The sequence below is a fragment of the Flavobacterium oreochromis genome (genome assembly GCF_019565455.1).
GTDB classification, from domain to species: Bacteria; Bacteroidota; Bacteroidia; order Flavobacteriales; family Flavobacteriaceae; genus Flavobacterium; species Flavobacterium oreochromis.
The window spans coordinates 845,043-864,334 of sequence record NZ_CP067377.1; the positions used below are offsets into that span (position 1 = coordinate 845,043).

Annotated in this window: 16 protein-coding genes and 3 pseudogenes; 15 read left to right on the forward strand and 4 right to left on the reverse strand. The window is 30.1% G+C overall.

Translation table 11 applies throughout. The features are described 5' to 3' along the window. Nucleotides 1–2 precede the first annotated feature (2 nt). The 4 genes and pseudogenes from JJC03_RS04105 to JJC03_RS04120 all read right to left on the reverse strand — a co-directional run bounded on the left by JJC03_RS04105 (nt 3) and on the right by JJC03_RS04120 (nt 4,101). Nucleotides 3–1,480, reverse strand: a pseudogene (locus JJC03_RS04105) (sensor histidine kinase). Continuing rightward, complete coding sequence (locus JJC03_RS04110; protein WP_088444204.1) at nt 1,480–2,028, reverse strand: CopD family protein; 549 nt, start codon at nt 2,026–2,028, stop codon at nt 1,480–1,482. Before JJC03_RS04110 ends, JJC03_RS04105 begins: the two are co-directional and overlap by 1 nt. Before the next feature lie 125 nt (nt 2,029–2,153). After that, nucleotides 2,154–3,163: pseudogene (gene hemH, locus JJC03_RS04115) on the reverse strand (ferrochelatase). A gap of 71 nt (nt 3,164–3,234) precedes the next feature. Then, nucleotides 3,235–4,101: an AraC family transcriptional regulator gene (locus JJC03_RS04120; protein WP_088397380.1), complete on the reverse strand. Its 867-nt coding sequence runs from the start codon at nt 4,099–4,101 to the stop codon at nt 3,235–3,237. 229 nt (nt 4,102–4,330) lie between these two features. Between JJC03_RS04120 and hemA the strand changes: the two genes are divergently transcribed. The 15 genes and pseudogenes from hemA to feoB all read left to right on the forward strand — a co-directional run bounded on the left by hemA (nt 4,331) and on the right by feoB (nt 18,987). After that, nucleotides 4,331–5,578, forward strand: a complete 1,248-nt coding sequence (gene hemA, locus JJC03_RS04125; RefSeq protein ID WP_088397381.1) for a glutamyl-tRNA reductase — start codon at nt 4,331–4,333, stop codon at nt 5,576–5,578. 298 nt (nt 5,579–5,876) lie between these two features. After that, nucleotides 5,877–6,803 (forward strand): hydroxymethylbilane synthase, encoded by a 927-nt coding sequence (gene hemC / locus JJC03_RS04130; protein WP_088397382.1) that lies wholly within the window; start codon nt 5,877–5,879, stop codon nt 6,801–6,803. Between the two features lie 3 nt (nt 6,804–6,806). Beyond that, nucleotides 6,807–7,481: a uroporphyrinogen-III synthase gene (locus JJC03_RS04135; protein ID WP_088397383.1), complete on the forward strand. Its 675-nt coding sequence runs from the start codon at nt 6,807–6,809 to the stop codon at nt 7,479–7,481. 60 nt (nt 7,482–7,541) lie between these two features. Beyond that, a complete protein-coding gene (gene hemE, locus JJC03_RS04140; protein WP_088397384.1) occupies nt 7,542–8,567 on the forward strand; it encodes a uroporphyrinogen decarboxylase in 1,026 nt (341 codons plus the stop codon). A 284-nt stretch (nt 8,568–8,851) separates the two neighbouring features. Next, the gene (locus tag JJC03_RS04145; RefSeq protein ID WP_235874044.1) at nt 8,852–9,439 is read left to right on the forward strand and encodes a DUF3575 domain-containing protein; all 588 of its coding nucleotides are present in this window, start codon (nt 8,852–8,854) and stop codon (nt 9,437–9,439) included. Between the two features lie 67 nt (nt 9,440–9,506). Continuing rightward, on the forward strand, nt 9,507–10,412 hold the full coding sequence (hemF, locus tag JJC03_RS04150; protein ID WP_088444205.1) for an oxygen-dependent coproporphyrinogen oxidase: 906 nt from the start codon (nt 9,507–9,509) through the stop codon (nt 10,410–10,412). A gap of 1 nt (nt 10,413) precedes the next feature. Continuing rightward, on the forward strand, nt 10,414–11,448 hold the full coding sequence (locus tag JJC03_RS04155; RefSeq protein ID WP_088397387.1) for a DUF4421 family protein: 1,035 nt from the start codon (nt 10,414–10,416) through the stop codon (nt 11,446–11,448). Nucleotides 11,449–11,465: 17 nt separating this feature from the next. Further along, a complete protein-coding gene (gene hemB, locus JJC03_RS04160; RefSeq protein ID WP_235874045.1) occupies nt 11,466–12,464 on the forward strand; it encodes a porphobilinogen synthase in 999 nt (332 codons plus the stop codon). Nucleotides 12,465–12,660: 196 nt separating this feature from the next. Further along, a complete protein-coding gene (locus JJC03_RS04165) occupies nt 12,661–13,041 on the forward strand; it encodes a c-type cytochrome (RefSeq protein WP_088397389.1) in 381 nt (126 codons plus the stop codon). A gap of 87 nt (nt 13,042–13,128) precedes the next feature. Beyond that, on the forward strand, nt 13,129–13,599 hold the full coding sequence (locus JJC03_RS04170) for a methylated-DNA--[protein]-cysteine S-methyltransferase (RefSeq protein ID WP_235874046.1): 471 nt from the start codon (nt 13,129–13,131) through the stop codon (nt 13,597–13,599). Between the two features lie 67 nt (nt 13,600–13,666). Further along, complete coding sequence (locus JJC03_RS04175; protein ID WP_088397391.1) at nt 13,667–14,380, forward strand: 3'-5' exonuclease; 714 nt, start codon at nt 13,667–13,669, stop codon at nt 14,378–14,380. A gap of 130 nt (nt 14,381–14,510) precedes the next feature. Beyond that, complete coding sequence (locus JJC03_RS04180; protein ID WP_235874047.1) at nt 14,511–15,005, forward strand: hypothetical protein; 495 nt, start codon at nt 14,511–14,513, stop codon at nt 15,003–15,005. A 55-nt stretch (nt 15,006–15,060) separates the two neighbouring features. Further along, nucleotides 15,061–16,499, forward strand: a pseudogene (locus tag JJC03_RS04185) (spore maturation protein). A 158-nt stretch (nt 16,500–16,657) separates the two neighbouring features. Beyond that, nucleotides 16,658–16,894, forward strand: coding sequence for a FeoA family protein (locus tag JJC03_RS04190; protein ID WP_088397394.1), 237 nt, complete (start codon nt 16,658–16,660; stop codon nt 16,892–16,894). Next, complete coding sequence (feoB, locus tag JJC03_RS04195; RefSeq protein WP_088397395.1) at nt 16,894–18,987, forward strand: ferrous iron transport protein B; 2,094 nt, start codon at nt 16,894–16,896, stop codon at nt 18,985–18,987. The genes JJC03_RS04190 and feoB overlap by 1 nt, the downstream gene beginning before the upstream one ends. Nucleotides 18,988–19,292 lie beyond the last annotated feature (305 nt).

The window sequence follows — 19,292 nt, forward strand, 5'->3', positions numbered from 1 at the left end:
TGTTATTGGTTTATAATAGGCAGTAATACTTTAAAAGTAGTTCCTTTATTTAATTTAGATTCAAAAGTAATCTTTCCTTGATAATTTTCAATTATATTTTTTATAATGGCTAATCCTAATCCCATACCACTTGTTTTGGTGGTAAATTTTGGTTCAAATATCCGCTCAAAATCTTCTGGAGCAATTCCTTTTCCATTATCACATACACTAATAATTGTATCATTTTGTTCTTTTTTACAGATACTAAAATTTTCTTGTCTTTTTGTTCCTCTGGTATAGATTGAATAGCATTTTTAACTAGATTAGTAATAATACGTATCAGTTGAGTTCTATCAATTTTAGTAATAATTTCTTTTGTACTAGAATAATATTCTATATAATCTTCGTTAAAAATATCTAGTGCCATTCTTACGACATCAACAACATTTAGTGTTTCATTTTGCTGCGCAGGCATAGATGCAAAATTTGAAAAAGCATTGGCAACAGCACTCATTGTATCTATTTGTTGGATAAGTGTTTTAGAAAAATCAACTACTTTTTGTTTAATATTAGGATCTTGAGCGTTAAAGCGCATTTCAAAACTTTGAACGGTTAATCGCATAGGGGTCAAGGGGTTTTTTATTTCATGAGCAACTTGTTTAGCCATTTCTCTCCAAGCTCCTTCTCTTTCACTTTGCGCTAATTTATTAGCACTTTCCTCAAGTTCATCAATCATTTTATTATATGATTGAATAAGCTTATCTATTTCTGAGCTATGAGTAACTAGATCTATTTTTTTATTTTTTTCAGTAAGACTAGTTTCTGTAAGCCTACGAGAAATCGTTTCGAGGGACTTAGTAATATACCTTGACAAATAAAAAGCTAACCAAATGGCTAATGAAAACATTCCTAAATATACGCTTCCAAATATGGCTAAAAAGTTTTCTATTTCTTGTTTATAATAACTATCATCCTGTTTATACGGAAGTCGTATGATACCAATTGGTTTTTTTTCAATATGATCCATTAGATAACTATAAGAAAAATTATAAACATCTCCTCTAGCCTCTCCTTCTCCTATAAATCTATTTTTGTCAGCATGTTTAATTTTATCTAATAAATTATCTGAAATATTAATCGTTATTTGTCCTTCTATTAAAGGTGCTCTTGAATTAATGAGCATGCGTCCTTGTAAGTCATAGATATCAATTTCTAGATTGTGAATATCTGCTATTTCAAATATCTTATCTTTAAAAATTGATGCTAAATTAGCTGTTATTAAAGGATGGGGAGTTGTTTCTAAAACATACTCTATATGCTGCTTAATTTGTTCTTCTTTACGTAATAAGCGTTCTTTATGATATTCTTGGCTTTCATACTGAAAATGGAGTATTGAGACTAATGCAATCAGTACAGAAGATATTAATGTTATGAATATTAGAGCAAGAAAAATTCTTGCTCGTAAAGAAAGATTTTTACCCCTAAGGAAAACATTTATCATTATTTTTTCTCTCGTATATTTTTATAAAACTTATAACCTAACATTAAAAGTATAGAAAAAAGGATGATACCTATTACGCCAAATATCCAATTAATTGCATTTTTTAAAATTACTAAAAAAACAACTGCGAATAAAATAATAGTAGCTCCTTCATTCCATAGTCTAAAAAAAGTAGAACTTCTTTTAACTTCATTTTTTTGTAATTGACTAAAGATCTGATGACATTTCAAATGGTACAAATACAAAAGAAAAACAAAAGTTAATTTAACATGCATCCATGCTTGTGTAAGCCATACATTTCCAGCATCAGTAAACAGTAACATCCAAAAAGCAAAAATACTTGCTAATATAGCACTTGGCCAAGTTATAATATACCACAAGCGGTATTCCATCAACTGATATTGTTTAATTAGAATACTTTGTTCTGGTTCTGTTTTTTCTTTTGCTTCGGCATGATATACGAAAAGTCGTACAACATAAAACAATCCTGCAAACCAAGTAATTACAAATATGAGATGTAATGATTTTATATAGTTATATAATTCCATTCTGCAAAGTTTTTAATTATTTTCAGGTCTAAATTAGCACTCAAAATTTAAGTCTCTTCATTCTCTAAATCATAAAATATCTCTCAAAATACAAGATCAAGTATTTTTATTAAAACACACATTTTTCAATTCCACTCTTGAATCCAACTTGCTACAGTCTGCGCCCAATCATCGCGATCATTTAAACAAGCTACTGCTAAGAAATTTTCTCCTCCATGTTCCTTAAAACTATGAGCTGCTTCCATTCCTATTTCTTCTAATGTTTCTAAACAATCGGAAACGAAAGCAGGTGTTACAACTGCTAAATTTTTAATTCCTTTTTCAGCTAAATCATCAATTGTAGCATCTGTATAAGGTTGTAACCAAGGATCACGTCCTAAACGAGATTGAAAAGAAGTACTATAACTTCCTTCTTTTAACTGCAATATTTCCGCAGCTTGTCTCGTTGTTTCATAACACTGATGGCGATAACAAAACTCATGTGCCGGAGAAGGAGTTATACAACATTTACCATCAATTGCACAATGTGATTTTGTAATATCTGATTTTTTTATATGACGCTCTGGCACTCCATGATAAGAAAACAAGATATGGTCTGCTTTAAAATTAGCTAAAGCTTCTTTAATAGAAGTAGCTAAATTAGCTATATATTTTTCTCTTTTATAAAAAGCAGGTACTGTTTTAAAGGTCATTGTTGGAAACTTATCCTTACGAATCTCTTCTGCTAAAACTAAAATTGTCTCCGTAGTTGCCATAGCAAATTGTGGGTACAAAGGTAAAAGTAATACTTCTGTTACCCCTCTATCATGCAATTGTTGTAATCCTAATTCTATACTAGGATTACCGTAACGCATAGCAATCTCTACTGGAATATTTACAAGTTCTTGTACTTTTTTTTGCAAACGCTTCGTTAGAACAATTAGAGGAGATCCTTCTTCCCACCAAATTTTTTATATGCTGCTGCAGATTTTTTTGGTCGTGTATTTAATATAATTCCTTTTACTAAAAAAGCTCTTAATAGATAAGGCAGGTCAATTACCCGCTCATCCATTAAAAATTGATCTAAATATTTTTTTACATCTTTTACTTCTGTACTGTCAGGCGAACCTAAATTTACTAATAATACTCCCCTCATTTTTATTTTTTTGAAACTTAATGTTTTAAAAGTATAGTTATGCTATACACTTCAATTTATACGGTCTATTTTTAATTTACTTTTTCTAATAAATACTTTTTAGGTGTGGTACCAAACTTTTTCTTAAATGCTGCAATAAAATGACTGGCTGTACTATAACCTATTTTTAAACCTACTTCGTTTACGTTATAAGATCCACTATCTAATAAATTCCTAGCATATTCCATCTTATAATCAAATAGAAATCCATAAACTGTTTCTCCATAAATTTGTTTAAATCCTGTTTTTAATTTTTTTAAATTTAAACCAACTTGGTCTGCTAATTCTTCTAAACTTGGTGGTTCAGACATATTAGCTATAATAATTTCTTTTGCTTTTTTCAGTTTTTTCACATTTTCTTCATCTACTAAAAAAGGGCATTGTTCAATATCAGGATCTTCATTTTTATTAAAAAACAAACTTAGGAGCTCATATCCTTTTCCTTTGTAATACAAATTTTTAATAGTGGGGTTTAAATTATAGTGAAACATCTGATTCAAAACTATTGCCATAGAAGGTGTAATATTCTCTTCACCATAATATTTTCTATCTCTATTTTCTAAACTTAAAAAAGGGATATGATCTGCATCAGTAGTAAACAAACCATGAAATTTTTTAATTGAAATTAATATAGAGATAATCCAAGTTTTAGGCTCTATTTCTAGATGCAACGGAAGTTCTTTTTCAGGGTTATAGAATAAAAGAGATTTTTCTCCTTCTAATCCTATCGTATAACTACCATTGTTAAAAATAAATTTACCTTTTCCTTTTAAACCAAAATGAAACTGAATTAACCCTGTCTTTACTGGGCGTTCATATTTCATAACTTCTTCAGCATCATTCTGAAATCTTAACAAAACGAATTCATCATTCATTTTTATTTCTTCAGTAGCACCCATAGCGACATTTTTTTATACAGCTCCTTTTTCAAAACGAATATATTATTTAGAATTATTCTATACAACAACCTTAAAAACAGCTTATCTAGAACAAAAGTAAGACAAATATCGCTAAAAATTCAAATCGACTATCAAAATAACTTATAGCGATACAAAAAGTACTTATAGCGTTATTTTGGAAAAACAAAACTAAATACTTTTGTTTGTAGAAAATTTGATTAGGATTTTAATGACACAGAATATTCCCTCAAAATCTGCCACTTTTTACGCAATTGGTTTGAGTTATCTAAAAGCAGATGCTGAAATGCGAGGAAAATTTAGTTTAGATGAACAGGCTAAAACTAAATTAATCCAACAGGCTAAAGAAGATGGTTTGGAAAGTTTAATCGTTACTTCTACTTGTAACCGAACTGAAATATACGGGTTTGCACAACACCCATTCCAATTAATTAAATTACTTTGCGAAAATAGCCAAGGTACCGTTGAAGACTTTCAAAAGGTAGCTTATGTCTATAAAAACAAAGAAGCTATAAATCATTTATTCAGAGTAGGAACAGGTTTAGATAGTCAGATTTTAGGAGATTTCGAAATCATTTCACAAATCAAAAACGCTTTCGTCTTATCTAAAGAATACGAAATAGCAAATGCCTATATGGAACGCTTAGTAAATTCAGTGATTCAGGCAAGTAAACGTGTAAAAAATGAAACTGAGATATCTTCAGGAGCTACTTCTGTTTCTTTTGCATCTGTTCAGTATATCTTCAAAACAGTTCCGGACATATCTGATAAAAATATTTTGCTTTTTGGCACAGGAAAAATTGGTCGAAACACTTGCGAAAATTTAGTAAAACATAGTAAACATGATCATATTACCTTAATTAACCGCACAAAAGATAAAGCAGAAAAATTAGCAAAAAAACTAGATTTAATTGTAAAAGATTATGCTGATTTACAAGAAGAAATTCAAAAAGCAGACGTTCTAGTAGTGGCGACAGGAGCACAAAATCCAACAGTTGACAAGACAATCTTAAATCTTAAAAAACCCTTATTAATTCTAGATCTATCAATACCTAAAAATGTTAACGAAAACGTTCAGGATATTGAAGGAGTAACACTAATTCACATGGATCATTTGTCTCAAATTACAGATGAAACATTAGAGAATCGCAAAAAATTCATTCCACAAGCAGAAGCTATAATTGAAGAAATTCAGGATGAATTCATCACTTGGACAAAAGGTCGTAAATATGCACCAACCATACATGCCCTAAAAGCTAAACTACAATCAATAAAAGAATTAGAAATGGCGTATCAACGCAAAAAAATGTCTAATTTTGATGAAGAACAAGCAGAAATCATAAGTAATCGAATTATTCAAAAAATAACTAATCATTTTGCAAATCACCTGAAAGATGAAAACACCTCAGTTGATGAAAGTGTAGATTGGATTCAGAAAGTTTTTCAACTGAACGGATAGAATGATTTAAAACATTATTTTTTATAATAAATTAAGGTAATTACTAAATTTATCTCATATTTTTGTTAGGTTCTCTACAGAAACTAAAAAGACTGAATTAGAACATTTTACAATACAAAATTAAAATAAAGTAATGACAAGCCATTAAACAAAACACAGATAATATACTTGTTTTAATAGCTAAGAGTTAATTTATTAGTAAGTAATCGTGAAAATAATTACTTAGAATATAAAATATCAGAAAGGAATTAACTAAAATTACTAGTAATAAATTAGTTCCTTAATGATTAAATTAAGAATGAAGGAAAAGAAAATAAAAATCGGAACTCGTGATAGCGAACTAGCCTTATGGCAAGCACACACGGTAGAAAAACAATTAAATGATTTAGGCTATCAAACAGAAATTGTAGCAGTAAAATCGCAAGGAGATATTATCTTAGATAAACCCTTGTATGAATTAGGAATTACAGGAATTTTTACTAAAACACTAGATATTGCAATGATATCTGGTCAAGTAGATATAGCTGTACATTCTATGAAAGATGTTCCTACTGCTTTACCACAAGGAATAGTACAAGCTGCTGTTTTAGAAAGAGCTAATACTGCTGACATTTTAGTTCACAAAGGAAATACCGATTTTTTAAACAATCATACTACAATTGCTACAGGAAGTTTGCGCCGTCAAGCACAATGGCTACACAAATATCCACAAAACAAAACAGTTGACTTAAGAGGAAACGTAAATACACGCCTTCAAAAATTAAAAGACAATAATTGGGCTGGAGCTATTTTTGCATCAGCAGGTCTAGAGCGTTTAAATTTAAAACCAGAAACGACAATTTCTTTAGACTGGATGATTCCAGCACCCGCACAAGGAGCTATGATGGTGGTAGCTATGGGAGAAGACACATTTTCTTTAGAAGCCTTATCGGAACTAAATCATATAGAAACTGAAATTTGCACTTATATCGAACGTCAGTTCCTACGTACTTTAGAAGGAGGTTGTACTGCTCCTATTGGCGCTTTAGCAAATTATAATGAAACGACAGACCAAATTGATTTTAAAGGAGCCTTATTTTCGATTGATGGTCAGCAAAAAATAGCTATTGAACGTTCTTTTAATGTTTCCGAATGGAAGAAATTAGGCTTGAATTGCGCTAAAGAAATTTTAGAAAATGGTGGTAATAAGTTAATGAAAGAAATAAAAGAAAAACTTAAGAAATAGTTTGTGACCAAGAGCATCAGAATAGTATCTACAAAAAAACTGCTTATTAGTCAAAAGCAATTTTTATTAAATACTAAATTATCAGTCATTGACGCTGATTTTATTTCAATCAGACCGAAACATGCTACCTTTGAAACACTAGAAGAAATACTACTTTTCACTAGTCAAAATGCAGTAAAAGCTATTTTAGAATTTAATAATGTAGAAAAAATAAAAAACAAGAGAATTTTTTGCGTTGGAAACAAAACTAAAGTTTTATTACAAAACCAAGGTTTTAATGTTGAAGCTACCGCAAATTATGCTACTGAATTAGCGGAAATAATCTCTTCAAAATACCCAAACCATAGTTATACTTTTTTTAGTGGAAATTTGAGACAAGATGCTTTACCAAAAAAATTAAAAGAAGCTAAAATAATATTGAAAGAAATTGAGGTATACGAAACAGTTTTAACACCACTAAAAGTAAAAACTAAAGTAGATGGCATATTATTTTATAGTCCATCAGGAGTCGAAAGTTATTTAAAAGAAAATAAAATTACGAATGAAGCATGCTTCTGTATTGGCAAAACCACAGCAAAAGCATTAGAAGGATTCACTAAAAATATCATAATTGCTAATGAACCCTCTATTGAAAATGTAATTACAACGTGTATTAATTATTTTAGCCATAAATATTAGGCTATATACAAAAAAACAAAAAAGCTTAGAGCCTATAGCTTAAGCACAAAATAAAATTTTATGATTAAAAACGACCTATTTCTAAGAGCATTAAAAGGAGAAAGCGTAGAACGTCCACCTGTATGGATGATGCGTCAAGCAGGAAGATACTTACCTGAATTCAGAGCACTACGAGATAAATATGATTTTTTCACACGTTGTGAAACACCTGAATTAGCAGCTGAAATAACAGTTCAACCTATTCGCATAGTAAAACCTGATGCTGCGATTCTATTTTCTGACATTCTAGTAGTCCCAAGAGCAATGGGAATTGATGTAGAATTAAAAGATAATATTGGTCCGATTATACCTAATCCAATCCGTTCGATAGAACAAGTAAATCAAGTATATATACCTGAAATCAAAGAATCTTTAGGTTATGTAATGGATGCTATCAAACTAACTAAAGAAATGCTAAATAACGAAGTTCCATTAATTGGTTTTGCTGGATCTCCTTGGACAATCTTTTGTTATGCTGTGGAAGGAAAAGGATCTAAAAGTTATGATACTGCCAAAGGATTTTGCTTTTCTCAACCTGAAGCTGCCCATGCATTATTACAAAAAATTACAGATACCACCATTTTATACCTAAAAGAAAAAGTAGCTAATGGTTGTAATGCCATTCAAGTTTTTGATTCTTGGGGAGGTATGCTATCACCTATAGATTATCAAGAATTCTCATGGAAATACATTAACCAAATTGTAGAAGCACTGGCTCCTATAACAGAGGTAATTGTTTTTGGAAAAGGTTGCTGGTTTGCATTAAACGAAATGTCTAAATCAAAAGCATCCGCTCTAGGTGTAGACTGGACTTGTTCACCTAAAAATGCCCGTTATTTAACAGGAGGAAACATTACATTACAAGGAAATTTTGATCCATCTCGATTATTATCTCCAATACCTACTATCAAAAAAATGGTACACGAGATGATTGATGAATTTGGAAAAGACAAATACATTGTAAACTTAGGTCATGGTATTTTACCTAATATTCCTGTTGATCATGCAAAAGCATTTATAGAAGCGGTAAAAGAATATCAAAAATAATCTAAAGACATAAGAATACAACTAATATAGCGTTAATCCCTATAGGATATAGTATTAAAATCAATCCTCGTTCATAACAAGACTCATTATTTTAGAGCTCTAAAATAAAAGATATAAAACAAGAATGATTAAGCTTCCTAAACAGGAAAAACTATTTTTAGTATTATTCATAATATAATAATATTTTTTTATTAATAAGATTATATATAAAACAGTTCTAAATCCATTAGAATATAACTGTGAAATAAAATTATAAAAAAATTCACAAAACAAAACAGCACAATATGCAAGTACTATCTAACAAAATAGATACAAAATTCAAAAAGTATATAAAATATTTTATATACTTTTTTGCCATAAATATTTATTCACAAACCACAATTAAAGGAAACATAAGCACAATTGTGGGAATACCACAAGTAGGAATAGAAACTAAAATAGGGCAAAAATTAACTTTTCAAGCAGATGTTATGACTTCTTTATGGGAATCTGTTAATAATGCTCCTCAAAAATTTATAATCTTCATTCCAGAAGTAAGATATCAGTTTAACACCCTTGAAAAAGGATTCTACATAGGAGGACATATTGGAGGATCAAGTTATAAAATGCAAAAATGGAACTATATAAATTCAGGAAAATATCAAGAAGGTTATAGTTTACTATTAGGAGCAACAATAGGTTTTAAGGTACCTATCAATAATTCTTTTTCAATAGATCTTTTTGTAGGTGGTGGTTCACAACAAGGATTTTATAAAGGATATTATTTAGAAACAGGCGAACGATACGAAACAGCTGATAATTTTAATAAAAGCGGTGAATGGTTACCTTATAGAGGAGGTGTTATGATTTGCTATAAACTTGGTAAAAAATAATAAAAACCAAGTAACTTTAATAATATTTTGCATACATAAATCAAATATCTGATAATACTAAAAGTTAATGAAAAATAGATTTTATACATACATACAGAATCTTCAAGACCAAATTTGTAAAGGATTAGAAGATATAGATGGAAAAGCAAAATTCCATCAAGATTTATGGGATAGACCTGAAGGCGGTGGTGGTCGTACTCGTGTAATTGAAAACGGAAATGTTTTTGAAAAAGGAGGAGTAAATATTTCCGCTGTTTATGGAAAATTACCTGATACCATGCAAAAAATGTTTAATGTTGGAGAGGCTGATTTTTTTGCCTGTGGATTAAGCTTAGTAATACATCCCAAAAACCCAATGGTTCCAACTGTTCATGCAAATTGGCGCTATTTTGAAATGTACGATGATAACGGAAACATCATCAATCAATGGTTTGGTGGAGGACAAGATTTAACACCTTATTATCTATTTGAAGAAGACGCTATTCATTTTCATACAATATGCAAAACAGCTTGTGACAAACATAATCCAGAATTTTATCCTAATTATAAAAAAAAATGTGATGACTATTTCTGGAATACACATAGAAATGAAGCTCGAGGTATAGGCGGACTATTTTTTGACTACTTAAAAGCAACTGAATCCATGTCTATGGAAAACTGGTACGACTTCGTTACAGAAGTTGGAAACAGCTTTTTAAATGCTTATTTACCAATTGTTCAAAAAAGAAAAGACTTAACTTATAGTCAAGCAAACCGTACTTGGCAAGAAATTCGTAGAGGTCGTTATGTAGAATTTAATTTAGTACACGATAAAGGCACTTTATTCGGCTTAAAAACTAATGGTAGAATTGAAAGTATCCTAATGAGTTTACCTCCTCATGTACAATGGGTATATGATCACCATCCAGAAGTAAATAGCGAGGAAGAAAAATTGATAAAAACCTTATCAAAACCAATAGATTGGCTAGAGTAATATGCGAAATTTGTTAAACGTTTTAATACTACTATATTATCCTATTTCCCTTGCTCAAGAAAAAGAAGGAGAAATTAAGCATGCTTTATCTCACAAGTATAATTTAGACTATCGTCTTAATTATTTTGACAAAATGATTTTTAAAGTTGATATTAATTCTGACGTAGACAATTTTTATATTCCTAAATTAAACTATACAGACAACAAAAAAAGTATTTTTTCACCTGATGAAAAACTAAAACTCCGTTTTTCCTTTGATTATAAATTTTTAGGAATTAGTTATTCTTTTTCACCTGATTTTATACCGGAGTTAAATAATAAAAGAGCTAACACTAAAACATTAGATTTAAGTTTTAAATTCTTTTATTCTGACCGGCTAAGACAAGAAGTTACCTACAAAAGAGTTAAAGGATTTTCTTTAAGAAACCCAGATAATCAAAATCCAATTGAAGTATTTGATGATTTAGAAATAAATACTATTGGAGGAAAAACTTTTTACATAACGAATAATAATTTCTCATACAGAGCTTACGAATCTCAAACAGAAAGACAAATAAAAAGCGCAGGAAGTTTTATGCCTTCACTCACCTATTTTATAAATAATTTATATACAAACAACCCTAACTCTACTGATCAATATTTAGAAAGAATAAAATCAGTAGATTTTATTTTCCAATTAGGTTATATGTATAACTATGTAATTAATAAAACATGGTTTGCTACTGGTGGACTACATCCTGGAATTGGAATTCACGATTCCAAAAATTATTACACAAATAATCAAGAATCAATTTCATTTGACAATAAAATTAAATGGAATTACAATTTAGACTTAAATTTTTCACTAGGCTATAACCATGAGAATTTCTTTTCAGGAATCCGAATTAATTACAAGAATTACCAATATGACAGTAAAGTGATAGCTGACATAATGAATTCTAATTTTAATTCTGTATTTTTCATAGGTTATCGTTTCAACGAAGTAAAAAAAGTAAAAAAAGTATTTGAAAAGATAGAAAACCAATTTGGTATATAATTAAAAAAATAAAATATATGTTCCCTATACACAGAGGTAGAAGATTAAGAGTAAACGAAGCTATACGAAGTATTATCAGAGAAACCAGCTTAAGTCCTGCTGATTTCATGTTTCCCATGTTTATAATGGAAGGAGAAAACACTAAAATAGAAGTTCCTTCTATGCCAGGTATTTATCGTCGTACATTAGATTTAACCGTAGAAGAGGTAAAAGAATTACACGCGTTAGGAATTAGAGCGGTTAATATTTATGTAAAAGTAAATGATGATTTAAAAGACAATACAGGTAAAGAAGCATGGAATCCTAATGGATTAATGCAAAACGCCATTCGTGCTATCAAAAAAGCATGTCCTGATATGATTGTAATGCCAGATGTAGCATTAGACCCTTATTCGATCTATGGTCATGACGGAATTATAGAAAAAGGGGATGTAGCAAACGATTCCACTAATGAAGCACTCGTAAAAATGGCTATTTCACATGCAGAAGCAGGTGCAGATTTTGTTGCACCAAGTGATATGATGGATGGACGTATACTACGCTTACGTGAAGGTCTGGACAAATCAGGCTATCATAACGTAGGCATTATGAGTTATTCAGCTAAATATGCCTCTGCTTTTTATGGTCCTTTCCGTGACGCATTAGATAGTGCCCCAAAAGAAGCCAATGTAGTAGTTCCTAAAGATAAAAAAACCTATCAAATGGATTATGCAAATCGTATAGAAGCAGTAAAAGAAGCATTATGGGATGTAGAAGAGGGAGCCGATATGGTTATGGTAAAACCAGGAATTGCTTACTTAGATATCGTTCGTGAAGTTAAAAATGCAGTCAATGTTCCTGTTTCTGTATTTCATGTTTCAGGAGAATATGCTATGATTAAAGCAGCCGCTGAAAAAGGTTGGTTGGATCATGATAAAATTATGATGGAGCAATTAATGTGTATCAAACGTGCTGGCGCTACTCTAATTTCCACATATTTTGCTAAAGAAGCCGCTATTTTATTAAACAAACAATAATTAAATGAAAAGAGTGTTCTAAATCTCTCTAATCTATCATTATGATCAAAGGAATACCTTAAGGTTCTGTCTGAATAGACAAAGCAAATCACATAATGTTTATTATGAGACTCCTCCTTTAGTTGGGGTGACAAACGACACGTTGACTTTTTATTTTGGGAGAGTCTCTTTTTCCTTAAATAATTTCTATCGAAATATGAAAAAGCTTTTATTATTATCACTTATTGGACTCTTCTTTTCTTGTAAAAAAGAGAGTCAGGAGACTTTTGGCAAATCTGACACTATGGCCCAAACAACTATTCAAAAACCTGCTGATTTAGGGAAAGAGATCTTTGAAGGCAAAGGTGTTTGTTATACATGTCATAAACCAGATATAAAAACAGTAGGCCCCTCTTTAAAAGAAATTGCTAAATTATACAAAGAAAAAAACGGTAATATAGTTGATTTTCTTCAAGAAAAAAGCGAACCTATCGTTGATCCGAGTCAATATACTACTATGAAGGCTAACTTTGCTATCACAAAAAATATGCCTCAAGAAGAACTAAAAGCATTAGAAGCTTATATACTAAGTTTTTAATTTCTGCTAAACCGTTAGATACTTAAAGTTTTTCACAAAGTGTATATCTTGATAAAACTTTGTGTATCTTGCGGTTAAATAATTTTTATGAAAACAGCCTTTATTCATTCACCACTAGGTATTACCAAAATAGAAGGTGATGAAAATGGTATTGCTACAATTTCAGTATTGTCAGAAGGAATTTTATCAGAAGAAATTCCAGAAGAGCTTCAAGAAGCAGTTAGCCAATTAAAAGAATATTTTGATGGTAATAGAAATTTTTTTTCTTTTAAATTAAACCCTAAAGGAACAGAATTTCAAAAAAAAGTCTGGCAAGAACTAGTTAAAATTCCATTTGGAAAAACGATTTCATACCTTGATTTAGCTAAAAAACTTGGAGATGTAAAAGCTATTCGCGCAGTTGCTTCCGCTAATGGTAAAAATCCGCTTTGGATTGTTGTCCCTTGCCATCGCGTAATTGGTACTGATGGATCACTTACTGGATATGCTGGAGGTTTATGGCGTAAAAAATGGCTATTAGATCACGAAAGTAATTCTAAACAGCAAATCTTATTTTAATTCTAAAAATTCTTTAGTTTTTAATCCTAATTCTTTATTTTCGTAAGTGACGGTTAAAATCGGTAATATGATAGAAAAACTTCAGCTCGAAAACATCTTATTTTTAGATATAGAAACGGTACCCGAATACGAAACGTTTTCTTCTTTAGATCCCACACGTCAAGAACTATATGGGCTCAAAACGCAATATCAACGTAAAGATGAATTTACAGCTGAAGATTTTTATAATCGAGCAGGTATTTGGGCTGAATTTGGCAAAATTATATGTATTTCTGTTGGATATTTTACTTTTAAAAAAGATATTCGTCAATTTAGAGTAACTAGTTTTTGGGGTGATGAAATAACAATTTTAAATGGTTTTTCAAATTTATTAAATACTCATTATAACCATACGCAACATTTACTATGTGGTCATAATGCTAAGGAATTTGACTTTCCTTATATAGCTAGAAGAATGATTATTAATAATATTCCAATTCCCAAAAAATTAAATCTTTTTGGCAAAAAACCTTGGGAAGTACCCCATTTGGACACATTAGAATTATGGAAATTTGGAGATTACAAACATTATACATCCCTAAAATTACTAACAACTGTTTTAGGAATTCCTTCTCCCAAAGGAGATATAGATGGTAGTGATGTTGCAAGAGTATATTATGTAGAAAAAGACATCGACAGAATTATAAACTATTGTGAAAAAGATGTAATAGCAGTTGCTCAAATTATTCTCCGATTAAGAGGAGAAGATTTACTAATAGATGATGAAATTTTTATTGTATAATCTCATAATTTTCCCATATGCGTTTTAAGCTTGCCCTTTTTATCATATACTGTTTACTACTGAGTCATTATGGTTTAAATGCTCAAGAAACAACTTCTAGCGTTGAAAAAAATACCGATTTGCGTTTCAAATGGATAATCGTTTTTCCAGTTTAAGAGGCACTCAAATTTCTATTTTGGGCGCAAAAATAGGTTTTCAATATAAGAATAAATTGCGATTTGGATTAGGAACATCCTTTATCTTATCCCCTGTAGAAATTACTTATATCAATAAAAAAACACATACAATTAATGATAATAAAGTAAGCTTTTGGTATGGAAGCCTTTTTCTTGATTGGATTTTTTATAAAAATCATAAATGGCAATGTTTTGTTACAGAACAAATAGGTTTTGGAAAACCTAGCTTTGTTAGAGAAGTAAATGAGGATATCGTTCGAGATACCAATATACCTTTATATGTAAATGAAATTTCTGGACAAGCTAATTATAAAGTATTGAAATGGTTAGGAGTAGGAGTAGGTTTTGGCTATCGAAATATTTTAAACTCAAAAGCAGCATTAAAAACTACTTTTGATGCTCCTATCTATATCGGAAAAATTATAGTTTATCCAGAAAATATTTTTTGATTTACTACTTTTACACCCTTTATAAAGTTATTTTAGTTATTTAAAATAAAGAATTATGGTTTTAAGCAGATTTTGGTTGGTAATTTTTATTTCGTCTATTTTTTTTATTGTTGTAAATCTCTTCAATGGAGGAAGCTATAGCACTGATTATATTTTAAATGGAAAAAAAGATGACCCTATACTAATTTCTGAGAAATATTTAAATCAAATACCAAAATTTGTAGCTGATAGTATTCAAAAAGCTCCTGAAATGACAATGGTCATTAATAAAGACACATTAAATGCTGACACTACCTATGTTTATAAAAACAAAACAGTCAAACTATATAGTGGAATTCAAAAGCAGATGGATTACTTCCTACTTGCAAAAACAGTTTAATAGATTTAATACTTCCTTTAATTGCTTATTTAGCTTTCTTCTGTGGATTAATGGAGTTACTAATCATTTCAGGAGCTTCAGAAAAATTAGCTAAAAAATTAAGTCCACTTTTTGCACAAGTATTCCCTTCAATTCCTAAGAATCATGAATCTATATCTTATATGACACTAAATTTTGCAGCTAATTTTTTGGGATTAGATTCAGCTGCAACTCCATTTGGACTTAAGGCCATGGAGAGTTTACAAACTTTAAATCCTGATAAAGACAAAGCTAGTGATGCACAAATTATGTTTATGTGCCTACACGCAGCAGGTCTTACCCTTATACCAACTTCAATTATTGGATATAGAGCGGCTGAAAATGCGGCTAATCCAGCGGATGTCATGCTACCTTGTATTATTACCTCTTTTATTGGCACAATAGCAGCTCTATTAATAGTAGGTATTCGTCAACGTATAAATTTTAAAAGTGCTGGTTTATTAGCAGCATTAATGAGTGTGATAGGAGCTATTATTGGATTATTATTTTACATTAACACACTTGATTTGATTGGCAAAAATGCTTTTACAGGCAACTTATCAGGAATCATGCTGATTGCTATTATAGGCTTTACTCTTATCTTTTCTTTTATCAATGAAAAGAAATTCACTATAGTTAATACAACTATTTTTGACACTTTTGTTGAAGGCGCTCGTAATGGACTCAATACAGGAGTAAAAATTTTCCCTTATGTTATGGGAATGTTAGTAGCTATTTCTTTCTTTAGAAATAGTGGATTATTTGAAATTGTAAGTGACACCATTAGCTTCTTATTTGGACAAATAGGTGTACAAAAAGAAATTACAGAGGGTCTTCCTGTTGCTCTGTTACGTCCATTTAGTTCAGGTGGTTCTCGTGGATTTATGATAGATGCTATGAGAACATCTGGAGTTGATTCTTTTACAGGACGCTTAGTTTGTATTTTTCAATGCAGTGCCGAAACTACTTTCTATGTAATTGCAGTATATTTTGGCTCTGTTAATATCAAAAATACACGCTATACATTAGGAACAATGCTATTAGTTGATTTTATATGCGTATTAGCAGCAATTCTTGTTGCAAGTTGGTTTTTTTAATATAAAGGGATACGACGATGAAATAATGGTGATCTTTCATAAAATAACTTTTAAAATTTTATTTTAAATAAAGATGACTAGAAGTAAATCATATTTGTAGTATATTGATCAATATATTTTCCTACTTTTACAATCTTAATTCAATCTAAATAAAACAAGTGAAAGTCAACCTATCCCAGCTAACTCAAGGTCAAAAAGCCAAAATTGAGGATTTTGATATTGATAGCGTTCCATTAAAATTATTAGAAATGGGATGTCTTCCAGGTAATGAGGTACAATTATTACAGGTAGCCCCTTTAGGAGACCCCTTGTATTTACTAGTTAATGACTCACATTTAGCTATCCGAAAAGAAACAGCAGATGCTATTCAAGTAACCCTTTTTGATATTGATTAATGAAAGTTGGTAATATTAACATTGCTCTAATTGGTAATCCTAATGTAGGAAAAACTTCCGTTTTTAATCAATTAACAGGATTAAATCAACAAGTTGGGAATTATCCAGGAATTACAGTCGAAAAAAAAGTAGGAATATGTAAACTGGCTTCTAATCTAAAAGCTACTATCCTTGATTTACCTGGAACTTATAGTTTAAATGCAAGTTCACTAGATGAAAATGTAGTAATCGAACTACTTTTAAACAAAAATGATAAAGATTATCCAGATGTAGCAATAGTTGTAACAGATGTTGAAAACTTAAAAAGAAATCTTTTACTTTTCACCCAAATTAAAGATTTAGAAATCCCTACTATTTTAGTTATTAACATGGCTGATAGGATGTCTTATAAAGGAATTTCTTTGGATATACCCTATTTAGAAAAAACACTAAAAACAAAAATTGCTTTAGTAAGTTCTCGCAAAGGAGAAGGAATAGATACTCTAAAAGATTTAATTGTAAATTATAAAAACTTACCTACTGAACCTTGTTTAAATGCTTCAGAAATTGATCTAGAATATTTTAATGATTTACGAAAAGCTTTCCCAAACCAGTTATTGTACAAATTATGGTTAGTAATAACACAAGATGTAAATTTTGTAAATTTAGATCGTAAAGAATTACCAGATCCTTCTTTCACTAAATCTAAAGATCAATTAAAACGTCTTCAACATAAAGAAACTATTAAACGCTATCAATTTATTAATCAAACTCTTAAAACAGGACAAAAGATTGATATTAATCAAGCTAAAGACTTACGAAGTCGTTTAGATCGAGTATTAATGCACAAAGTTTGGGGCTACCTTATTTTCTTTTTTATTTTAATGCTTATTTTTCAATCTATTTTTGATTGGGCAAGCATTCCAATGGATTTTATTGATAATAGTTTTACTTCTTTAGCTAGTTGGGTAGCTTCTAAAATGCCTGCTGGTGTTTTAACAGATTTAATTACGCAAGGTATTATTCCAGGAATAGGCGGTATCATCATTTTTATTCCCCAAATAGCCTTTCTATTCATGTTTATCTCCATTTTAGAAGAAAGTGGTTATATGAGTCGTGTAGTTTTTATTATGGATAAATTAATGCGTAGATTTGGACTTTCTGGAAAAAGTGTAGTACCCCTTATATCGGGTACTGCATGTGCTATTCCTGCTATTATGGCTACTCGAAATATTGAAAACTGGAAAGAACGATTAATTTCAATACTAGTAACACCATTCACAACCTGTTCAGCTCGTTTACCCGTTTACGCTATTATTATTTCTATAATTGTTCCTAATCAGCGTATTTTATATATTTTTAATATGCAAGGATTTGCATTAATGGCCATGTATTTAGTTGGCTTTTTTATGGCATTAATTTCAGCTTGGATTTTACATAAGTCTTTAGATATCCGTTCTAATTCTTATTTTGTAATTGAAATGCCTAATTATAAATTGCCTATGTTTAAAAATGTAGCAATTAATGTCATTGAAAAAACAAAATCTTTTGTTCTAGGAGCAGGTAAAATTATTTTAGCATTATCTATTATTCTATGGTTTTTAGCTTCATATGGACCTGGAGAAAACTTTAAGAATGCTGATAAGATTGTAGCAGAACATTCTAAAACTACAAAAGACCTAGAAGGCGAAATTGCTTCCTATAAACTTGAAAATTCATATATAGGAAAAATTGGTAAAGGGATAGAACCTATCATTAAACCTTTAGGTTATGATTGGAAAATAGGAATTGCTATTGTTTCTTCATTTGCGGCGCGAGAAGTATTTGTAGGAACCCTAGCTACTATTTATAGTATAGAAGATTCCGAAGATCAAGAAGCAACCGTTAAGAACCGCTTAGCAGAAGAAATAAACCCTAATACAGGTCAAAAATTATTTAATACTGCAACAGGCGTTTCATTACTCCTATTTTATGCTTTTGCTATGCAATGTATAAGCACCTTGGCAATTACAAAAAAGGAAACAAATGGTTGGAAATGGCCGGTAATACAATTATTTTTTATGTCGGGTTTTGCCTACTTAGTAGCTTTCATCGCCTATCAAGTTTTGAAATAAATAATAAAATTTATATATAGGTTATTATAAAACTCTTACATCACAAACGATACCTAGTTTATTTGAACAATAAAAGTTTACCTTCTAATGTATAGCATCAAATAAAAAAGAAAGACTATTCAAAAATTCTGTAATTTTGATGAAAGAGAAAATCACGGACTTTTCCCAAAATAAAAGAAGTAAATTATGTCATATTCAGCACACTATTCCTCCTTTAATTAATAACCAATGTGATGTAATTAACTTTTATTTTTCAACTCCATTATTTGATATTTTACGTAAGTTCGACATAAATATGATAAAAT

What these genes read in the sequence shown, in the direction of transcription:
- hemF (WP_088444205.1), top strand. Translation starts at nt 9,507, where the DNA reads ATGAAAAATAGATTTTATACATACATACAGAATCTTCAAGACCAAATT.
- hemC (WP_088397382.1), top strand. Translation starts at nt 5,877, where the DNA reads ATGAAGGAAAAGAAAATAAAAATCGGAACTCGTGATAGCGAACTAGCC.
- hemA (WP_088397381.1), top strand. Translation starts at nt 4,331, where the DNA reads ATGACACAGAATATTCCCTCAAAATCTGCCACTTTTTACGCAATTGGT.
- JJC03_RS04180 (WP_235874047.1), top strand. Translation starts at nt 14,511, where the DNA reads ATGGATAATCGTTTTTCCAGTTTAAGAGGCACTCAAATTTCTATTTTG.
- feoB (WP_088397395.1), top strand. Translation starts at nt 16,894, where the DNA reads ATGAAAGTTGGTAATATTAACATTGCTCTAATTGGTAATCCTAATGTA.
- JJC03_RS04145 (WP_235874044.1), top strand. Translation starts at nt 8,852, where the DNA reads ATGCAAGTACTATCTAACAAAATAGATACAAAATTCAAAAAGTATATA.
- JJC03_RS04155 (WP_088397387.1), top strand. Translation starts at nt 10,414, where the DNA reads ATGCGAAATTTGTTAAACGTTTTAATACTACTATATTATCCTATTTCC.
- JJC03_RS04175 (WP_088397391.1), top strand. Translation starts at nt 13,667, where the DNA reads ATGATAGAAAAACTTCAGCTCGAAAACATCTTATTTTTAGATATAGAA.
- hemB (WP_235874045.1), top strand. Translation starts at nt 11,466, where the DNA reads ATGTTCCCTATACACAGAGGTAGAAGATTAAGAGTAAACGAAGCTATA.
- JJC03_RS04170 (WP_235874046.1), top strand. Translation starts at nt 13,129, where the DNA reads ATGAAAACAGCCTTTATTCATTCACCACTAGGTATTACCAAAATAGAA.
- JJC03_RS04120 (WP_088397380.1), bottom strand. Translation starts at nt 4,101, where the DNA reads ATGGGTGCTACTGAAGAAATAAAAATGAATGATGAATTCGTTTTGTTA.
- hemE (WP_088397384.1), top strand. Translation starts at nt 7,542, where the DNA reads ATGATTAAAAACGACCTATTTCTAAGAGCATTAAAAGGAGAAAGCGTA.
- JJC03_RS04110 (WP_088444204.1), bottom strand. Translation starts at nt 2,028, where the DNA reads ATGGAATTATATAACTATATAAAATCATTACATCTCATATTTGTAATT.
- JJC03_RS04165 (WP_088397389.1), top strand. Translation starts at nt 12,661, where the DNA reads ATGAAAAAGCTTTTATTATTATCACTTATTGGACTCTTCTTTTCTTGT.